This window comes from Acinetobacter sp. AOR43_HL, from assembly GCF_027854635.1.
Taxonomy (GTDB): Bacteria; Pseudomonadota; Gammaproteobacteria; order Pseudomonadales; family Moraxellaceae; genus Acinetobacter; species Acinetobacter pittii.
Genome location: NZ_JAKTHX010000028.1, coordinates 1 through 17,634 on the forward strand (window position 1 = coordinate 1; position 17,634 = coordinate 17,634).

Below are 17,634 nucleotides of genomic sequence, written 5' to 3' on the forward strand. Positions count from 1 at the left end.
CATCACTTAAAGCAATCAAATTAATCACAAGTAACTGTTTTTCAACAAGTTTCTATCTGCATCACCGCCGATGGATGTGCATTATAGACCATTAACTTACCTTTGCAATACCTTTTTTAATATTAGTGCAACAACAGTTCGCTTTTTAATCAAAAATGATAAAAATAGTCATTTTTTATATAAACATGGTTGTAAAAGCATCAATTTATCTAAAATTTTCTCATCTTGATTCTTTTCTTGCCATCTAAGTGGACGACAATCAATATATTCACAGTATCCACCCTCTCCTTGCAGACACTGTTCATTCCAACTTAATTGATATTGAAAGCTTCCCACATATCCAGCCGCCAAACCAAACTTATAATCACCGCGGCTTTGTGCATAAAGTTCAAAAATTATTTTCCCATTTTTCTCACATTGCCAAGAAAACTCCCTAGGCAAGTACATCTCTTTACCATTCGGTGTTTTAACCTTTGGATAAACTCGGTGGATATGTAAATTTACGTCTTCTGTAAAACTTTCAATAGGCTTCCCAAATTCTTGAATATCTAATCTTGAACATAGGATGATATTCCACTGATTTCTTATTTGTAAGAATGTAAGTTGCGTCTTTTCATTTAAGTTAATAATTTGGCACGTATAGAAACATAAAGATAAGAACGGCAAGTGCAAAGCTCGCGCGTGTTTAAATCGCCCCAACCCTTCAATTTGATATTTCTGTCCTTTATAAAAAATTTCCCCTTCACATACACATAGTGTTGACCAATAGTCAGAAACACCCCACTGCAAAGCAGAGGCATTAGATATATTTTCTGGAATCTGAATTGTAAGATCACACCCCATTTCTGGGTCTAATCGTTGAAGGCGAATCACGGGAATTTGCCATTGAATCAGGTCGGTTTTATCAAATTGATATAGCGCCGAATCAAACTGGCATTGGCGTCGAATAGAATATGTTTTTAAATGTCCCACACTATGTTGGCTATTACTTACAAGCACTGTTGCAGTGTCGATAGCTGAAGTTGTAATGCTGTGGGTATTATAACACAGAGGAATACGTGGCTGTCCCACTAAACTAATATAATTAAAATAACGAAGTGGGGTTGGTAAATTTGGAAGGATCAAGCCTTGATAAACAATTTTAAAAAAGCCACGAGAAGGTTGATAAACAACCCCCTCTTTAGCATTAGGGCCCAGCTGCTGTAATTGATTAATTTCACTTATCAACTTAGGCATACTGAACCTCTTCTATTTTATGTTTTTAGTGTTTCATTACTCTTGCGTGCAAATAAAGTAGTAACAAAACCAGATAGAGCATAGATAATTGAAACTGTCAAAATGCCCATTGGAATATTATAAGTGATTGCCGCAAAAATCAGTACTACTGGCAACATAACTACAAAAGGAACGCGTTTACGATCCATCTGTTTGAAAGAATAATATTTAATATTGGAAATCATGAGTAATCCCACAATTACCATAAGAACAGCATTAATAGTTTGAATCGCAATATCACGTAAATCAAAAATGAAAGGATAATCGCGAGCAACCCAGACGAGTGAAATAATGATAATAGCAGCGAGTGGACTTGCAATGCCGATAAAATAACGCTTATCAACAACGCCAATTTGCACATTAAAACGCGCTAGTCGGAAGGCTGCGCAGGCTGTATAAACAAAACAACAAGCCAAACCAATACGGCCTAAATCATGCAAACTCCAGCTATACATCAGCATTGCTGGAGCCACACCAAAAGCTAACAAGTCTGAGAGAGAATCATATTGTTCGCCAAAAGCACTTTGTGCACCAATCGCTCGAGCAACTCGACCATCTAAGCCATCCAATAGCGCTGCAATAAAAATGGCATAGATCGCTTGGTTAAAATCCCCATTCATACTTGCAATGATGGAATAGAAACCGGACAACAGAGCAGCGGTTGTAATTAAGTTAGGCCAAAGATAAATACCTCGGCGCTTCACTTTTTGTCCTTCCGGATTATCTTCTTCTTCAACCACTTCAAATGTAATCCCATCAAATGAATGTTCATTATGAGTTAAATCTTGCTCTGGTTTAGGCGCATTTGTCATTATTTTCTATTCCAAACATGTGCATTGATTTAAGTTAACTGTTACTCACCTACCAACCAGCGAACAGCAGCATGACCACCAGTTTCTTGCATGCGAAGATGCGGGAATAACCATTGTAGTGCTTGGTCTGCTTGCTCAGAGAACTGCCAAGGTGGGTTAATCACTAATAGACCACAACCATTTAGACCTACAGGAGTGTCATCTGGCCACACACAAATTTCACAAACTAACTGACGGCGAATACCCGTTTTAAACATTTTCTTTTCAAAACGCTCAATCATCGCTCGGTCTTTAATTGGATACCAAACTGCAAAAACGCCTGTTGGCCATTTTTTATGAGCTTGTTGTAAAAGTTCAACTAATTGCGGAAAGTCTTTACGTTCTAATTCGTAAGGAGGGTCAATCATAACCAGACCGCGCTTTTCTTTTGGCGGAATTACGCCAAGCAAGCCTTCATATGCATCGCGCTCATGTAAACCTGCACGTTTATCACGAATGTTATGACGTAATTGCTGAAATACATCACGCTGCATTTCAAATATAGTCGCCTTGTCGATTTCACGCATGCCTTGCAGAGCAAACCAAGGAGAACCAGGATAACTACCCTTTCCTTCCTCAGAACGTAATTGTTCGACCAATTTCAAATATTGCTGGATTGCTTCAGGTGCCTGACGCTTTTCCATATCAGATAGTTGAACTAGACGATGAATGCCTGTGAGAAACTCTCCAGACTTTTGTGCAGGTGCCAGAGATAAATCATATTTGCCTGCCCCTCCATGCGTATCGATATAACGATAAGGTTTATCTTTAGCATTTAAACGGTTGAGCAGCTGTAGCAAAAGCACATGCTTCATAACATCTGCAAAGTTGCCCGCATGGAAATGGTGACGGTAATTCATGTTGACTTTAATTCCTCAATTCAACAAATAGTTTAACATGAAAAAAATATTCTTTCGTAAGGTTGTGATCATCTAAAATAGAGCTGTTTGATATTTTTACGATCTACTCGAGGTTATATGCACTCTCATTCACTTCCTGATTCATGGAATTTGGATCAAATTTTAGATGATTTAAATGCGCATGGCTTTGCCATTATAAATCAAGCATATCCAGATCAATATCGCGCACAGGTTTCTCAAGAATGTAGCCATCATATGGATAAATTTAGAGAAGCAGGCATTCAAAACGGCGTCGTAAGTAATATTCGTAGTGACCATATTCTCTGGATTAATGATCGGCTCCCTATTGCTCAGCAACATATTGAAACCTTAACTTTATTTTCACAAAGTCTAAATCAAGCATTCTATTTAGGTATTAAAGAGGTTGAAGCTCATTTTGCTCGTTATAATTTGGGTGAATTTTATGCTTTACACCGAGACAATCCTCAACAAAAAAATGATCGTATTATCTCAACTGTCTATTATCTACATCCAGAATGGCAAGAAGATTGGGGTGGACAATTGCGACTACAAGATAAAAATGAGAAATGGCATATTGTTAATCCTGAACCCAATCGACTGGTAATATTTCAAAGTGATTTATTACATGAAGTATTAATTTCAAAACAACAAAGACTCTCTATTACAGCTTGGCTTCGTAGTGGAAATTCCATTTGGGTCTAAAGGTTACTCTTTAAATTTGCTAAATGAACCCGATATAAGAGCTATTGATTAAAAAAGGTGATGGCGTATGTCTATTGAAAGTAAAACAATTGTGAACCGAATTGGTGAAACAGACCAACTTTATTTGACTGAAAATACGCCTGAGCTTGCTTTAGAGCGTGCTGAGTTACGCATGCAACTTGTAGCATTAAGTCGTGTTCGCCAAGAACAACTTCATTTCTTACAAGAAGCTATTGTTCTGCTTGAACAAGCTCGTATGGAATATGAAGAAATGCCATTGAGCTTATATCTTAATTTGTCTTTACATTTAGCCAAAGCCTATATGCTTTATTTTGAACTCAATAAAGAAAAACGTTTTGCGCTGATTACTCAACAAATTTTGAAGCCATTAGCACATCATGAACATGCTGATATCTATTTCTTCTTGGCATATGCGTCAGCAGCACGACAAGAGTCAGCATTAACAAGACATTGGTTAACTAAATATTTATCAACGTCTACATGTGATCTTGAATTGCTTCATGGCCAACCTGTATTTGACCTTGTACGTCATGAGCCATGGTATAAAGATAAATTAAAAGTAAAGACACATTAAACTCTTAATGCAATAAAGCCTGTTTTACGTATTACTTGTAAAACAGGCTTTATTTTTTGAACTTATTTTTTCACACTGTCTTCATGCAGTTGTTCATTAAGCTCATCAATAACCACAATCCACTCATCATCTTTTTCCCAATGACTCTTCAAAAAATCGCTTTGACCTTTTGACCAAAAAGATGCTTCATGTAATTTTTGCTCGGCTGGCAATTGATGTGTTTTGATAAAGTTTTCAATACTTGCTTCATCAGAATCTAAACCCAACTGATCAAATAAAAGCTCTAAAGTCGGTTGCTGTTCAAACATTGTTATTCTCCTATAACTTCTTTTAAATCATCTATTAACTAATCTAACAATAAAACGTTTTTACTTGCATGATAGTGTCTATATTTTCTTGTTGCTTTTTGTGTTTGCTTTTTCAGGATTCAATAAAAAAGCACTCTAAAGAGTGCTTTTTTTAACTCATCAAGCTGATGAATTATTTTACCATGTCAGCAATTGCTGCACGTTCTTCTTCAAGCTCGTTTAGAGTGAAGTTGATACGCTCACGGCTGAATTCATCGATTTCTAAACCTTGAACGATTTTGTATTCACCGTTTTCAGTTGTAACAGGGAAACCGAACATAACGCCTTCAGGAATACCATAAGAACCATCAGATGGAATACCCATAGTTACCCATTTGCCGTTTGTACCAAGCGCCCAGTCACGCATATGGTCAATTGCAGCGTTAGCAGCAGAAGCAGCAGAAGACAAACCACGCGCTTCGATGATCGCAGCACCACGTTTACCAACAGTTGGAAGGAATACGTCTTTGTTCCAAGCTGGATCGTTGATTTTGTCTTTTAAGCTTTCGCCATTTGCAGTTGCAAAACGGTAGTCAGCATACATTGTTGGAGAGTGGTTGCCCCAAACTGTTAAGTTTTCGATGTCAGCAACTGCAACACCAGCTTTTTGAGCAACTTGAGTCAACGCACGGTTGTGGTCAAGACGTAACATAGCTGTGAAGTTTTTCGCTGGAAGATCTGGAGCAGATTTCATTGCGATGTAAGCGTTAGTGTTTGCAGGGTTACCTACAACTAATACTTTAACGTTACGGCTAGCAACTTCGTTTAATGCTTGACCTTGACCGATGAAAATTTCACCGTTAACTTTTAACAAGTCAGCACGTTCCATACCAGGACCACGTGGACGAGAACCTACCAATAATGCGTAGTCAGCATCTTTAAATGCAACTTTCGGATCATCAGTCCCGATCATGCCAGCCAATAAAGGGAAAGCACAGTCATCAAGTTCCATCATTACGCCTTTAAGCGCTTGTTGTGCTTTTTCAACTGGAACTTCAAGCAATTGTAAAATAACAGGTTGATCTTTACCTAACATTTCACCGCTTGCGATACGGAATAATAAGCTGTAACCAATTTGACCTGCAGCGCCAGTCACGGCAACACGAACGGGTTGCTTCATGTAATTGTCTCCAATGAGTGTCCTTAATCGGGCTAAATAGGAATTCCATCTAACCAAATCATCATAAACGGCAAAGATTGTACTCTAAAGATTTGGCAGATGCATGTAAAAGCCACTCGTTTTCACCAAAAGTCTGATAGAAAATACAAATTAATCTTTACAAATAGATTCAATGTATGGTCAGCATTTCCTTACGAAATGTTCGTAAACTTTAATAACTACCTTTAATCATGATTTCACCAGGGCAATTCGATACCACATGATTTGCACACTGTTTATATTGGCCCTTTACCGTGTAACAAACTTTCACTTCCGTTAAGACCACATCCGAACGTGATAATTGACAACTAAAACGGATACCATTTTGAGGTAAGCTCGGATTAAGGCGTACAAACTGCTGTCTTAACGCGGATTGCTGCATTTCAACATTTGTTGAACTTGTGAGACTGGCCGGAATTTTTAAACGTTCAGCAAAATTAATAACCGTACGGAAATATTGGCTTGCATTCATAGGAACGCACCCCCCTACACTTTTCCATAGCTGTACACGAGCATTATTATCAGGCATAACCCGAGCTACGACTTTGGCTTGCAATGGAGACAAGGTTGCAGAACTGTCTGTTGAGCAATTACTTTGGTTTGTTTCTGGCATGAGGCCTGTAATTGTCAGTGAATATCCTTCAAGACATTTACGTTGTTTTTGTTTAGAGGGATCTAATGCACATGCGGCAGGTGTCATTTGCACATGCATAACATACCCTTGTAAATTAACAGGTTCGGCATGTAAAACGGAACTCATCAACCCTACTCCCGCACAGATGAGCCACCATGCAAGTTGCAAAATTGAACGAAGTTCCAAATATCTATATTTCATTTAATTAAAACTTGAATATGCCAATTAAAAGAAGATCCATCATCAACCACCTTAAAGTTAAGGCGACGTACGCATTGGAATGACTTTCATACGCTGCGATAACGACTGGGCCCCTTGACCCAATATTACGCCGTAATGTGTTGCATTCGTCATAACGTGCTTGACATAGTCTCTGGTTTCTAACAATGGAATTGTCTCAGTATATTGGTCAGCCGAAATTGATTGATAGTCCGGCTGCCAACGTCTAGCCCGATTAGGCCCCGCATTATAACCTGCTGTCGCCAAAACAGGGTTATTGCTTAATTGTCCCTGAATCATCGACAAATAAAATGTTCCATATCGAATATTGGTATTCATTTCATTTAATGCAGCCGGATTATAAGTTTCACCCATTTGACGTGCAATCAACTTCGCTGTATCAGGCATAATTTGCATAAGACCGCCCGCCCCAACGTGAGAACGCGCAGAAGTAACAAACCGACTTTCTTGACGCATTAAACCATAAGCCCATGCGGGGTCAATTCCTGCATTGTAACTATGACTTACGACATTAGTCTTATGTGGAGTCACATAACGATAAGTATCATTATGCTTATTTGTTGTACGATCTGCTGCATAAATTGCACGGTCATACCACCCCATGTCATGTGCACGCTTTGCCGCAGCTAAAAGTAGCCCATCGTCATGCTGAAGATAAGCTTGGCGAACAGCCCAATTCCACTCTCGATTCGTATAAGTTGGATTTGCATTAATACGTCTTAAAGTAAAAGCACGATTAAAGTGAATATTCTGATCTAAACGTCTTAAATCACTTGCCGTTGGCTGATCATCATAAGGTTGGTGGTTATAACGTTCACCTAAGCGATCTTTTGCTAAAAGGTTATGATAGTCATCACCAGCCTGAGCCAGTTTTCTATAAATTTGTTGTGCTGTTGCTTTAGAAGCACTATCGCCACGCTGCTCCGACGCACGAGCAAGCCAATATTGCCAGCGGTCTTCTTGTTTTTGGGTTACAGTCATACTATCAATAGCGCGAATTAAACTTTCCCACGCCCCAAAACGAATCGCCTGACGCGCATAAATTTCAGCTTCTTCTGGACTTAATGGATAACCATAACTTGCATCAAAGTATTGAAGAACTTCACGATTAAAATTATTTTTCATTACCGTGGTACCACCAATATAGGCTACCGTACGATATAAATATTTTTGTACATTTTGTGGCGTACCTTGGGCAACACGCTGCACATTTGAAAAAGCGTTACTTAAGTCATTATTAGCTAAACGCCCTAACGCGAAAATCAAATAAGCATAATCTGCATCATTTGTCTTAGGCGCACTCCATAAATAGTTAAGTGGGTTGGCCTGAATTTGGTTAAGCTGAGCCAAAGACAAATTCAAACCTAAAGTCTGTGCTGTAGCAAGCGCCTGCCCAGACAGACCTGCACGCAATTGTACCCATAGACGCTGTTGTTTATCTTGTGCGCTCATTAAAGGGCTAGATAACATCATGCGCCCTAAACCTAAGCAAGATTCTGGTTGTGACTCAGTTGCTAACCAAACATCTTTATATTCAGCAAAAACTAATGCATCACCGCTTTTCGCTCTCACCTGTGCCAAAGCACAATTTTCGGCTTGGTCAGGATTGGTGACATAAAATAAGACAGGTTGAGCAGATGCAAAGTCAGCTTGTTTAACTTTTTCTTCAACATAATCGGCTGCTAATTTTTCAGCCATTGCTGATTGTGGATAGCGTTGAGCAAAGCTTACGATAGAGGCAGTAGGTTGAAAGCCAAGGTTTGTATTGAGTTTCCAATACTCTGGATAATATCCCAATACATCATTTTGCATGGCAAGCTGATATTGGTCTAATAACGCGGTATTACCACTATTTGCAGCATTTAGTGCATCATTAAACTGCTCTTCAGCAGCATAGGTAAATGAACAACCAAGTAAACACATAGCTCCTAACCAGCTACGATGCATATATTTATTTTTCATTACACGACTATGGATTGATGAGCTCTTTCTACTTGGTCTCATATATGTGCTAAACCCTGACTATTCACCTTCAACGCATAGTTTAATTATTCTTCGTGCTTTCTTTTGTTGTGTTATGTAACTCTATGATTCAACATCATTAAAATTCACCTAATTTACTTCACAAAAACCGTGTCATGTTCTGAAAGTTTACTGTTATCGGTTCAGCTCAAATACTGCTATAATAGATGGTTTGACCCATTTTGGGCCAATTTATTCTTTTTAGATCGATCTGTTAGGAGCCTGCATGACGGTTCAAACCTTCATTCCCAATGGTGCCAAAGCTGCCTCAGAAAACACTGTTACCCAGCCAACGCACACCACTGATGTTTCAATAAAAAAACTTTATATTGAAACCCAAGGGTGTCAGATGAATGAGTATGACAGTCACCGTATGGCAGACCTTTTAGGGGATTCTCACGGCTACGTTTTAACGACCAACCCTAATGAAGCAGACATTCTGCTCATGAATACGTGTTCTATTCGTGAAAAAGCGCAGGAAAAAGTATTTAGTGAATTAGGTCGCTGGCGCAAACTAAAAGACAAAAATCCTGATCTTGTGATTGGTGTCGGTGGGTGTGTTGCGTCTCAAGAAGGTGACAACATTCAAAAACGTGCGCCTTATGTAGACATGATTTTTGGCCCACAAACATTACACCGTTTACCGCAAATGCTTGATCAACATAATGCTCAAGTAGAAAAACCTAAAAAAGATAAAATCAAACTGGTTGATATTTCTTTCCCAGATATTGAAAAATTCGACTTCTTGCCCGAACCACGTGTAGAAGGCTTTAAAGCATTCGTTTCTATTATGGAAGGCTGCTCTAAATACTGTTCTTTCTGTGTAGTTCCCTACACACGCGGTGAAGAAGTTTCTCGTCCATTAGATGATGTACTTGCAGAAATTGCAGGTCTTGCGGAAAAAGGTGTCCGTGAAATTTCACTTCTGGGTCAGAATGTAAATGGATATCGCGGAGAAACCTTTGAAGGTGGTATCTGTACCTTCCCTGAATTGTTACGACTCGTTGCAGAAATTCCAGGTATTGGACGTTTACGTTATACAACATCGCACCCACTTGAGTTCTCTGACGAGCTAATTCAGTGTTATGAAGATTTACCTCAAATGGTGTCGCATTTACACTTACCTGTTCAAAGTGGATCAAATGACGTTTTACAGGCAATGAAGCGAAATCATACGATTGATGTTTATATCGACAAGATTGCCAAATTAAGAAAAATACGTCCTGATATGCACTTATCGAGTGACTTCATTATTGGTTTCCCTGGTGAAACTGATGAAAACTTCGCCGAAACACTTCAATTTATCAAAGACTTAGATTTTGATCACTCATATAGCTTTGTTTATTCAAAACGTCCGGGTACACCTGCATCAGACTTACCTGATACTACGCCTGAGCACGTTAAGAAAGAGCGTTTAGCTCAAGTTCAGAAAGTGATTAAACAGTCTAGCATTGAAAAAACTGATGCAATGCTTGGCAAAATTGAACGTGTTCTTATTGAAAAAGTTTCGGACCAAGACCCTAATATTTTACTAGGTACAGCCGATAATACACGTCTAGTCACTTTTGTAGGTGATGCTTCTTGGGTAGGTCGTTTTGCAGAGATCGAGATTACTGAAATTAAAACTTTAAATTTAGTTTACGGTGAGCTCTTGAATCTTGAGCCTGACGTGGCGTAATGTAGAGGTATTCTAAAGTCTACTGAAAGGTTTTCTCTTGACTGCAGCGATTCGACGTACCGTAACATTTCCTGAAATTTCAATGGAACGTTTAAAGAGCATCTTGGGTGCCTATAATGGGCACCTTAAGCAAATTGAACAGCGTTTAGATGTCAAAATTACTCATCGTGGAGATGTTTTTCATATCGATGGTGAGATAGATGCTGTTGGGAGAGCCGAAGCATTATTGCAACGACTCTACGAAGAGTCTGAGGTATCCCAGCAAATCAGTGCCGATCTGTTGCATCTGTTAATTCAATCTTCTCAAACTGAACGTAATTTCGAGTTAGTTGGAGAAGAAATGGATGAACATGATGCACCAATGGATGTCTATTTCCAAACCCGAAAAGGTCGTATTAACCCACGTGGTGCCAATCAAAAACGCTACGTACAGCGTATTTTGCAAAGCGATATTTCTTTTGGTGTTGGTCCTGCAGGTACAGGTAAAACTTATTTAGCAGTTGCCGCCGCAGTAGATATGCTCGAACGTAATGAAATCCAACGGATTTTACTTGTACGTCCTGCTGTAGAAGCTGGAGAAAAACTAGGTTTCTTACCGGGTGATTTAACTCAGAAAATCGACCCATACCTACGCCCTCTTTACGATGCTCTTTACGAAATGCTTGGCTTTGAAAAAGTTGCCAAGTTAATCGAGCGTCAAGTGATTGAAGTTGCACCTCTTGCATATATGCGTGGTCGCACACTTAACCATTCATTTGTAATTTTGGATGAAGCTCAAAACACAACGCCTGAACAAATGAAAATGTTCTTGACCCGTTTAGGTTTTGGTTCTCGTGCAGTGATTACAGGTGATATTACCCAAGTAGATTTACCTCGAGGCCAACAATCTGGTTTGGCACATGCACTACGTGTACTCGAGAACATTAAAGAAATTCATATTACCCGTTTCCATTCCCGTGACGTTGTACGTCATCAACTTGTTCAAAAAATTGTTGAAGCGTATGAAGGTTGGGATGGTGAACAACAGCGTCTTAATGCTGAAGCACGTGCTGAACGTAAAGCACGTCAAGAAGCATTAGTTGCTGAAAACGATACAGCAGCAGACTTGCAACATCAGGATGCTTAAGGATTCATTTTGAAAATCAGTTTAAGTTTACAACAAGACTTTCAATCACCTGAGTTAGAGCTCAAACGAGCTCAACTCAAAAAAATTATTGAGACCACTTTACGCCACGTTGGTTATAAAGAAGATTGTGAAATTGGAGTTGCTTGCGTTGATCTGGATGAAAGCCAGCAACTCAATTTGCAATACCGAGAAAAAGATAAACCAACTAATGTTTTATCTTTCCCAAGTGATATTCCAGAAGAAGTTCTACCAATGCTAGATGCCTTACCATTAGGTGATTTAGTTATTTGCATTCCAGTGGTATTACAAGAGGCTTTGGAACAAAAGAAAACTGCACAAAATCATTTTGCACATCTGTTAGTACATGGTGTTTTACATTTACTTGGTTATGACCATGAAACCAGTGATGAAGATGCAGAAGAGATGGAAGGCTTAGAAATTGAAATTTTAGCAAAACTCAATATTGCTAACCCTTATCAGGAATAATCTGATCATTAGTAAAATGTGGATATCCTAAAAGTTATCCACATTTTTTTAATTAGTGAACCTCAAATTCAGCTTCAGCTGGGTCAAAACGCCAAGTACGTACAATACGCAACTCCGAAATATCTTTCATATTGGCATCAAAATGCCCAAATGGTGCGCCGCGGCGTACTGAAGACTTCGCTGCTTCATCTAGAACTGGATGACCTGAGCTTTCAAGCAAGCGAATTGCACGAATTCCCCCTTGAGCATTCAAAATTACCATTAAACGCACTTCACCTCTTAGCTGTTGCTGTTTGGCTTCTTCAGGGTAATAGCGGTTGCCATAAAGCTCTACTTTTTCACGGAACTTATCCAAATAAGCAGCCGAAGCATCTTTCTTTGCTTGAATACCATCTACTGTTTTTATCTTTTGCTGACGGCTGAAATCTTGTTGGCGTTGCAAATATTGTGCTTCAAGGCTTGCAACCATGGCAGCTTTTGCTTGAAATTGACTTTGTAGTTGTTCTAGTTCTTTTTTTCTTTGGCTTGCATCCGCTTGTTTCTGCCAACTCAAAACCGTCATTAAAACTTTTTCTTCAAATTTAAGCTCTCTTTGTTGATGAATCTTTTGCAAACTTTCTAACTCAGTATCTCCAGTTGAAGCATCATTGAGCATCGGATTTGGAGTATCACTAGAAGTCCGATGAGCTTCACGAAATGCGCCCGAGCCTTGCTGATCTGCTTGCGCTAAAAAATCTGCCTGAACAACTGGCTCATTGCTTGGCCGAATTGAAATTGCAATTTCTTTAGTAGATTGCTCTGAGGGGCTAGGCATGGCAAAGTGAATGAGCAATACAAAAATATGCAGTAAGATTGCCAATATTGTTGCGGCAATAAAGACTCGGTCTTGCCACCAATGATGAAAAGGCTCTATGGATAAACTTCTTTTGTTCAACATAATCTTAAAAGCATATAAATGCCTTTTCCCCACGGTTTAATACCGAATAAAATACAAACTAATATTCAAATATGGATAAAAGTGTGATTCACTTCAAATATAGGGTTTTATCCATTTTCATTTTGTCAAAATGTATCAAGTAAATTTGCTACACTGCAATATCAAAACCCGTTTTTTATCATAATAAAGATTGTGTGGGCTCTTTAGTAAATTATCTTCTGGAAGTTCTTTTATGCAAACGCTATTTTCCTCATTAGTCAGACGCCTTCAAAAAGTCTATAAAAAAGCAGAAGCATTCATTGAGGAAGAAAGAGATTTTACATTATCGCAAACCTTTCTGAATGCTACTTTGCAACGTTACGTGACAAATAATGTTGAGTTTTTAGATGACCTACATGCAGATCTTTATCATGACTGGTTAAGATTATATGCAACCATGCATGTAAAAGGTTTAGAAACCACACTATCGGTTGATTTAAAACTGATCCAGATGGAATTTAATAAAGAACAACAACTTTTAGTTTTTGAACAAATTAGCAATACACAAATTATTGAAGCGAAATATAAAAACTTTTGGCAAAAGATCGCCGTAAAAGCCGCAGTTTTTTATTACCATAAAATTTTGAAAAAAGACCCTTTGGGGATGATTCTTGAACGTTTTAATGTAGCAGAAGAACGCGATGAACTCATTTTTCTTGATCTCAACCGTTGGTTTGGCAAAAAAGCCAGCATCATCGAAACATTAGGCAAAGTACATATAAATTACGCACGAGTGCGTGAAGCTGAGTTAGTTGTATTTGGAAATGTGAATTTAGCAGCCTTACTTTCTCGTGATCAGGACGACGATTTTGAAGAAGAATTCACAGATTCTGAAATAACGCCAATTCAGCAAAAAGATGAGTAAACGGTTTATAAATGAAGATGAATTAACTGCCAAAAAACACAAATAGATTACACATTTAGCATAAATCCTGATTTTTTCTCCATGATCAACAGGCATAATATGCTTAAGTTACAGATGCATCAGCACTGACTTTTTAGTCTGTACAAGGATATTTACTTATGGCAACAAAATTTCTGAAATCGTTTGGCATCGCAACAGGTATTTCAACAACTTTGCTTTTTGCAGGCTTCTCAAGCCATGCACTTGCCATGAGCCCATTTCAGGCGAATTATCAGTTTACTTACAATAATAAAGGTATGGGATCAGCCACACGTGCCTTAAGCCAGCAAGGTAATAACTGGACTTATAAATTCACTGCAAAAGCAGGCGGAATTGCGTCCGCAAGTGAAACAAGTAAATTTAGTTTCACCAATGGTAAAATTGGGTCTCAAAGTTTTAGCCGTACCAGCAAAATTTTGATTCATAACAACACCATGAGTATTAACTTTAATCCAAATAGCAAAACTATCTCTACCAAGAAAGATGATAAAGCTCGTTCATTTGCTTGGCAGGCAGGCGTTCTTGATGAGTTAAACGCAGAGTTACAACTGCGTGAAGACTTAAAAAATGGTTCACTGAAGTCCTCTTATCCACTTGCAGATGCAAAAGAAGTTGAAAATCGTCGATTTGTAAAACAAGGTAATGAGAAAATTAAAACCTCTTATGGAACATTCGATACCATTAAAGTGGTCTTACAACACAACAAACCTGAACGTAGCACAATCTTTTGGTTAGCTCCGAAATTAGATTATTTACCAGTTAAAGTAACTCATATTGATGGTAAAACTTCTTATGGATTGTTATTAACAAGTTATACAGGTAAGACGAATTAAAGCTTGCATTTTTTTGGATGCTTTTTAAAATACGCATTTGCTTTAAAAAGCATCCGTCTAGAGGATTCTCCCGTGCACGCACTAGAACAGAAAATCTTAACAGAAGGTATCGTTCTATCTGATCAAGTCTTGAAAGTCGACGCTTTCTTAAACCACCAAATTGATCCTGTATTAATGCAGCAGATTGGTAAAGAATTTGCCGCTCGCTTTAAAGATGCAGGGATTACCAAGATTATTACCATTGAAGCATCAGGTATTGCACCTGCAATCATGGCAGGTTTAGAACTTGGTGTACCTGTAATTTTTGCTCGCAAATATCAGTCATTGACTTTAAAAGATGACTTATATCGCTCTAAAGTATTTAGTTTTACTAAACAAACTGAATCTACTATTGCGATTTCAAATAAACATCTTCATTCAACTGATAAAGCATTAGTTATTGATGACTTCTTGGCAAATGGTCAAGCAGCATTAGGCCTGATTGATTTAATTCACCAAGCAAATGCAGAAGTTGTAGGTGTGGGTATTGTGATTGAGAAATCATTCCAACCAGGTCGTGATTTATTGCTTGAAAAAGGCTACCGCGTTGAATCATTAGCACGTGTACACTCTCTTACAGATGGCAAAGTTACTTTTGTAAAAGAATAAGATGTACACCTAAAAAAGAGCGGATATCCGCTCTTTTTTATTTGCTCAAAACTAAACTAAAAGCTTTTTGGCAACCTCTCCTAAACGTTTGCCTTGAGCTTCACACAAAATCTTTTCATCCTGACTTAAGTTTTGGTCATGACGCGGTCCACTTACATGGCTTGCGCCATAAGGTGTTCCCCCTGTTTTAGTATTAGATAAGGCTGGAATTGCATTAGGTAATCCCAAAATCATCATGCCATGATGAAATAACGGCGGTAGCATAGTGAGTAAAGTACTTTCTTGCCCACCATGCATTGAACCAGAAGAAGTGAAAACACAAGCGGGTTTATTATGTAATGCCCCATTGAGCCAAAGACTGGTTGTTTGATCCCAAAAATATTTCATTTCACTTGCCATATTGCCAAAACGGGTTGGAGAACCTAACGCTAAACCTGAACAATTCGCTAGATCATCTAACGTACAATAGATATCACCTTCTTCCGGAATACTTGGCTCGGCTATTGTGACAGCTGGAGCAATATTTGGTACTGTCCGAATTTTCACTGACATACCCGCAGACTCAACACCGTTGGCAATTAAATGAGCCATTTCTTTAGTAGAACCATATTTGCTGTAATAGAGTACAAGAATGTAAGGTTGCATCGGTTTCATAAATTTTGTTAAAAAGACACTATACGGGATTTTTTATTTTTTTGGCGCAACCAATTTTATGAAATTCTAGAGGTGATTGATGAGGTAGCACAAAAGATAATGCGAGCAAATTTCTCGGACTCATCGAGTAAAAAGTTTATCTACTTTTGGTAAACCCTTGCTTAGACAACAGAAAGCCTACTTTGTTGAAAAAAGTTTATGGCTACAATTCTTTCTATAGCACATAGTAAACTTACAGAACGACTTTAATTCTATAAGTTATTATTTTGCTTTAATCTACGATTTGAGTACTTAAGCTCATATTTTCATAAGCTATCAATCGCCCAACATGATGATTAAAAAAATCGGGATAGACGACGCATGTTACAACGTTTTTTAAGTAAACTTCCTTTTTATAATAAAACCTGGTTTCAGTTCGTTTTATATGTATTTAAGCGTTTTGAAGCTGATCGGTGCCGTGAACAAGCTGGCTCTCTCACCTATACAACGCTATTCGCAGTTGTGCCGATGTTAACGGTTTTTTTAGTAATTATTTCTTCAATCAAAGCGTTAGAACCCGCAAGACAACAGCTGCAACATTTAATTTATAGTAATTTTTTACCGAAAAGTACGATTGCATTTGATAAAGCGCTAAATGCTTTTACAGAAAAATCTAGCAACTTAACCGTTATTGGTGTGCTGTTTTTATTCGTTACTACTGTCTTAATGCTGACCTCAATTGAAACCGTCTTTAACCGTATTTGGCGTGTAAAAGAAACTCGTAGTGGCATTATGGGCTTTATGCGCTATTGGACAATCATCTCTTTAGGTCCGATTATTTTAGGCAGTGCATTTGTTATTTCATCAACAGTTGCATCGATGAACTTATTAAGCAATAACTTCACAGGTTATCAACTTGATGGCGCATTTCTACTCTGGCTAATTTCTTTTGTACTCACTATTTTGGGTTTCTTCATTTTATATTGGACCATTCCCAATCGTACAGTCCCAGTTTATGCAGCAGGAATAGCGGCTTGTTTAAGTGCGGTACTGTTCGAAATACTCAAAAATTTCTTTAGCTTTGTGATGTCAAATTTCACTAGTTATGAAATTATTTATGGTGCATTTGCAGCAGTGCCAATTTTTCTTCTATGGATCTTCCTGTCATGGAACATTATTTTACTTGGTGTAGAAGTAAGTTTTGCTCTAACTGCTTTTCACTCGGGTAAAGAGCAAAAACGTCATCCTGTTTTAATGCTATTAGATATTCTTGAGCTGTTTTATAAAAAACAGAAACTCGGTGAAAGTGTAAGTGACAAAGAAGCTTTAGAAATTTTAGGTCGCGGAGAAATTGGCCGCTGGCCAGCTTATGTACTTTTACTTGAAGAGCAAAATTTGGTTAAACGTACCGATAAAGATGAATATGTGCTTGCGCGCAATTTATCCCAAGTTGACTTCTGGAGCTTTTTCACTGCTCTTCCATACCCTTTACCATTACGTGAAGATGTTTTGAATGTACATGATGACGATGAATGGATGGAAAAAATAGGACCCGCCTTGGTCGAATCTAATGATTATTTAGCAGCAAAACTTTCTATTCCGCTCTCAACAATTTTTGAAGAGAAATAAGAAAGTAGAACTCTT

Annotated in this window: 17 protein-coding genes and 1 pseudogene; 9 read left to right on the forward strand and 9 right to left on the reverse strand. The window is 38.2% G+C overall.

Features of this window, described 5'->3' with window-relative positions; translation table 11 throughout:
• Window positions 1-149 precede the first annotated feature (149 nt).
• The 3 genes and pseudogenes from MKL33_RS11230 to MKL33_RS11240 all read right to left on the reverse strand — a co-directional run bounded on the left by MKL33_RS11230 (window position 150) and on the right by MKL33_RS11240 (window position 2,986).
• Window positions 150-1,236 (reverse strand): annotated as a pseudogene (locus MKL33_RS11230) (DUF6670 family protein).
• A gap of 17 nt (window positions 1,237-1,253) precedes the next feature.
• Window positions 1,254-2,087, reverse strand: coding sequence for a CDP-diacylglycerol--serine O-phosphatidyltransferase (gene pssA / locus MKL33_RS11235; RefSeq protein WP_002119541.1), 834 nt, complete (start codon window positions 2,085-2,087; stop codon window positions 1,254-1,256).
• Window positions 2,088-2,128: 41 nt separating this feature from the next.
• The gene (locus MKL33_RS11240; RefSeq protein ID WP_032064011.1) at window positions 2,129-2,986 is read right to left on the reverse strand and encodes a 23S rRNA (adenine(2030)-N(6))-methyltransferase RlmJ; all 858 of its coding nucleotides are present in this window, start codon (window positions 2,984-2,986) and stop codon (window positions 2,129-2,131) included.
• A gap of 117 nt (window positions 2,987-3,103) precedes the next feature.
• On the opposite strand from MKL33_RS11240, the gene MKL33_RS11245 reads away from it, so the two are divergent.
• Together MKL33_RS11245 and MKL33_RS11250 are read left to right on the forward strand one after the other, a co-directional pair.
• Window positions 3,104-3,709 carry a 2OG-Fe(II) oxygenase gene (locus tag MKL33_RS11245; RefSeq protein ID WP_161282754.1) on the forward strand — a complete coding sequence of 202 codons (606 nt, stop codon included), beginning with the start codon at window positions 3,104-3,106 and terminating at the stop codon, window positions 3,707-3,709.
• Window positions 3,710-3,776: 67 nt separating this feature from the next.
• Window positions 3,777-4,304 carry a hypothetical protein gene (locus MKL33_RS11250; protein ID WP_161282753.1) on the forward strand — a complete coding sequence of 176 codons (528 nt, stop codon included), beginning with the start codon at window positions 3,777-3,779 and terminating at the stop codon, window positions 4,302-4,304.
• Window positions 4,305-4,366: 62 nt separating this feature from the next.
• Here MKL33_RS11250 and MKL33_RS11255 read toward each other — a convergent pair whose 3' ends face one another.
• From MKL33_RS11255 to MKL33_RS11270, 4 genes are all read right to left on the reverse strand, one after another.
• Window positions 4,367-4,612, reverse strand: coding sequence for a DUF2789 family protein (locus MKL33_RS11255; protein ID WP_002119522.1), 246 nt, complete (start codon window positions 4,610-4,612; stop codon window positions 4,367-4,369).
• A gap of 172 nt (window positions 4,613-4,784) precedes the next feature.
• Complete coding sequence (locus tag MKL33_RS11260; protein ID WP_002119517.1) at window positions 4,785-5,771, reverse strand: malate dehydrogenase; 987 nt, start codon at window positions 5,769-5,771, stop codon at window positions 4,785-4,787.
• A gap of 211 nt (window positions 5,772-5,982) precedes the next feature.
• Window positions 5,983-6,645 (reverse strand): ribonuclease T2 family protein, encoded by a 663-nt coding sequence (locus tag MKL33_RS11265; protein WP_005804634.1) that lies wholly within the window; start codon window positions 6,643-6,645, stop codon window positions 5,983-5,985.
• A gap of 57 nt (window positions 6,646-6,702) precedes the next feature.
• A complete protein-coding gene (locus tag MKL33_RS11270) occupies window positions 6,703-8,646 on the reverse strand; it encodes a lytic transglycosylase domain-containing protein (RefSeq protein WP_270906967.1) in 1,944 nt (647 codons plus the stop codon).
• Window positions 8,647-8,932: 286 nt separating this feature from the next.
• On the opposite strand from MKL33_RS11270, the gene miaB reads away from it, so the two are divergent.
• From miaB to ybeY, 3 genes are read left to right on the forward strand one after another with little or no spacing between them, the layout of a single operon-like run.
• Window positions 8,933-10,384 carry a tRNA (N6-isopentenyl adenosine(37)-C2)-methylthiotransferase MiaB gene (gene miaB, locus MKL33_RS11275; RefSeq protein WP_002119558.1) on the forward strand — a complete coding sequence of 484 codons (1,452 nt, stop codon included), beginning with the start codon at window positions 8,933-8,935 and terminating at the stop codon, window positions 10,382-10,384.
• Between the two features lie 37 nt (window positions 10,385-10,421).
• Entirely contained in the window at window positions 10,422-11,510 is a 1,089-nt protein-coding gene (locus MKL33_RS11280) for a PhoH family protein (RefSeq protein WP_002119513.1), read from the forward strand.
• Window positions 11,511-11,519: 9 nt separating this feature from the next.
• A complete protein-coding gene (gene ybeY, locus MKL33_RS11285) occupies window positions 11,520-11,996 on the forward strand; it encodes an rRNA maturation RNase YbeY (protein WP_002119528.1) in 477 nt (158 codons plus the stop codon).
• A gap of 52 nt (window positions 11,997-12,048) precedes the next feature.
• Here the strand turns inward: ybeY and MKL33_RS11290 are convergent, their stop codons facing one another.
• Window positions 12,049-12,933: an energy transducer TonB gene (locus MKL33_RS11290; protein WP_069036676.1), complete on the reverse strand. Its 885-nt coding sequence runs from the start codon at window positions 12,931-12,933 to the stop codon at window positions 12,049-12,051.
• 232 nt (window positions 12,934-13,165) lie between these two features.
• Here MKL33_RS11290 and MKL33_RS11295 point away from each other — a divergent pair, with 232 nt between their 5' ends.
• The 3 genes from MKL33_RS11295 (at window position 13,166) to MKL33_RS11305 (ending at window position 15,357) form a co-directional block, all read left to right on the forward strand.
• Entirely contained in the window at window positions 13,166-13,837 is a 672-nt protein-coding gene (locus MKL33_RS11295; RefSeq protein ID WP_014207723.1) for a hypothetical protein, read from the forward strand.
• Window positions 13,838-13,995: 158 nt separating this feature from the next.
• Complete coding sequence (locus MKL33_RS11300) at window positions 13,996-14,709, forward strand: DUF3108 domain-containing protein (RefSeq protein ID WP_270906968.1); 714 nt, start codon at window positions 13,996-13,998, stop codon at window positions 14,707-14,709.
• A 72-nt stretch (window positions 14,710-14,781) separates the two neighbouring features.
• Complete coding sequence (locus tag MKL33_RS11305; protein WP_002119547.1) at window positions 14,782-15,357, forward strand: xanthine phosphoribosyltransferase; 576 nt, start codon at window positions 14,782-14,784, stop codon at window positions 15,355-15,357.
• Window positions 15,358-15,408: 51 nt separating this feature from the next.
• Here MKL33_RS11305 and wrbA read toward each other — a convergent pair whose 3' ends face one another.
• Window positions 15,409-16,011 carry an NAD(P)H:quinone oxidoreductase gene (gene wrbA, locus MKL33_RS11310; protein WP_005078299.1) on the reverse strand — a complete coding sequence of 201 codons (603 nt, stop codon included), beginning with the start codon at window positions 16,009-16,011 and terminating at the stop codon, window positions 15,409-15,411.
• Between the two features lie 360 nt (window positions 16,012-16,371).
• Between wrbA and MKL33_RS11315 the strand changes: the two genes are divergently transcribed.
• Window positions 16,372-17,619 (forward strand): YihY family inner membrane protein, encoded by a 1,248-nt coding sequence (locus MKL33_RS11315; protein WP_002119535.1) that lies wholly within the window; start codon window positions 16,372-16,374, stop codon window positions 17,617-17,619.
• Window positions 17,620-17,634: the final 15 nt, after the last annotated feature.

What these genes read in the sequence shown, in the direction of transcription:
- pssA (WP_002119541.1), bottom strand. Translation starts at nt 2,087, where the DNA reads ATGACAAATGCGCCTAAACCAGAGCAAGATTTAACTCATAATGAACAT.
- MKL33_RS11240 (WP_032064011.1), bottom strand. Translation starts at nt 2,986, where the DNA reads ATGAATTACCGTCACCATTTCCATGCGGGCAACTTTGCAGATGTTATG.
- MKL33_RS11245 (WP_161282754.1), top strand. Translation starts at nt 3,104, where the DNA reads ATGCACTCTCATTCACTTCCTGATTCATGGAATTTGGATCAAATTTTA.
- MKL33_RS11250 (WP_161282753.1), top strand. Translation starts at nt 3,777, where the DNA reads ATGTCTATTGAAAGTAAAACAATTGTGAACCGAATTGGTGAAACAGAC.
- MKL33_RS11255 (WP_002119522.1), bottom strand. Translation starts at nt 4,612, where the DNA reads ATGTTTGAACAGCAACCGACTTTAGAGCTTTTATTTGATCAGTTGGGT.
- MKL33_RS11260 (WP_002119517.1), bottom strand. Translation starts at nt 5,771, where the DNA reads ATGAAGCAACCCGTTCGTGTTGCCGTGACTGGCGCTGCAGGTCAAATT.
- MKL33_RS11265 (WP_005804634.1), bottom strand. Translation starts at nt 6,645, where the DNA reads ATGAAATATAGATATTTGGAACTTCGTTCAATTTTGCAACTTGCATGG.
- MKL33_RS11270 (WP_270906967.1), bottom strand. Translation starts at nt 8,646, where the DNA reads ATGAAAAATAAATATATGCATCGTAGCTGGTTAGGAGCTATGTGTTTA.
- miaB (WP_002119558.1), top strand. Translation starts at nt 8,933, where the DNA reads ATGACGGTTCAAACCTTCATTCCCAATGGTGCCAAAGCTGCCTCAGAA.
- MKL33_RS11290 (WP_069036676.1), bottom strand. Translation starts at nt 12,933, where the DNA reads ATGTTGAACAAAAGAAGTTTATCCATAGAGCCTTTTCATCATTGGTGG.
- MKL33_RS11295 (WP_014207723.1), top strand. Translation starts at nt 13,166, where the DNA reads ATGCAAACGCTATTTTCCTCATTAGTCAGACGCCTTCAAAAAGTCTAT.
- MKL33_RS11300 (WP_270906968.1), top strand. Translation starts at nt 13,996, where the DNA reads ATGGCAACAAAATTTCTGAAATCGTTTGGCATCGCAACAGGTATTTCA.
- wrbA (WP_005078299.1), bottom strand. Translation starts at nt 16,011, where the DNA reads ATGAAACCGATGCAACCTTACATTCTTGTACTCTATTACAGCAAATAT.
- MKL33_RS11315 (WP_002119535.1), top strand. Translation starts at nt 16,372, where the DNA reads ATGTTACAACGTTTTTTAAGTAAACTTCCTTTTTATAATAAAACCTGG.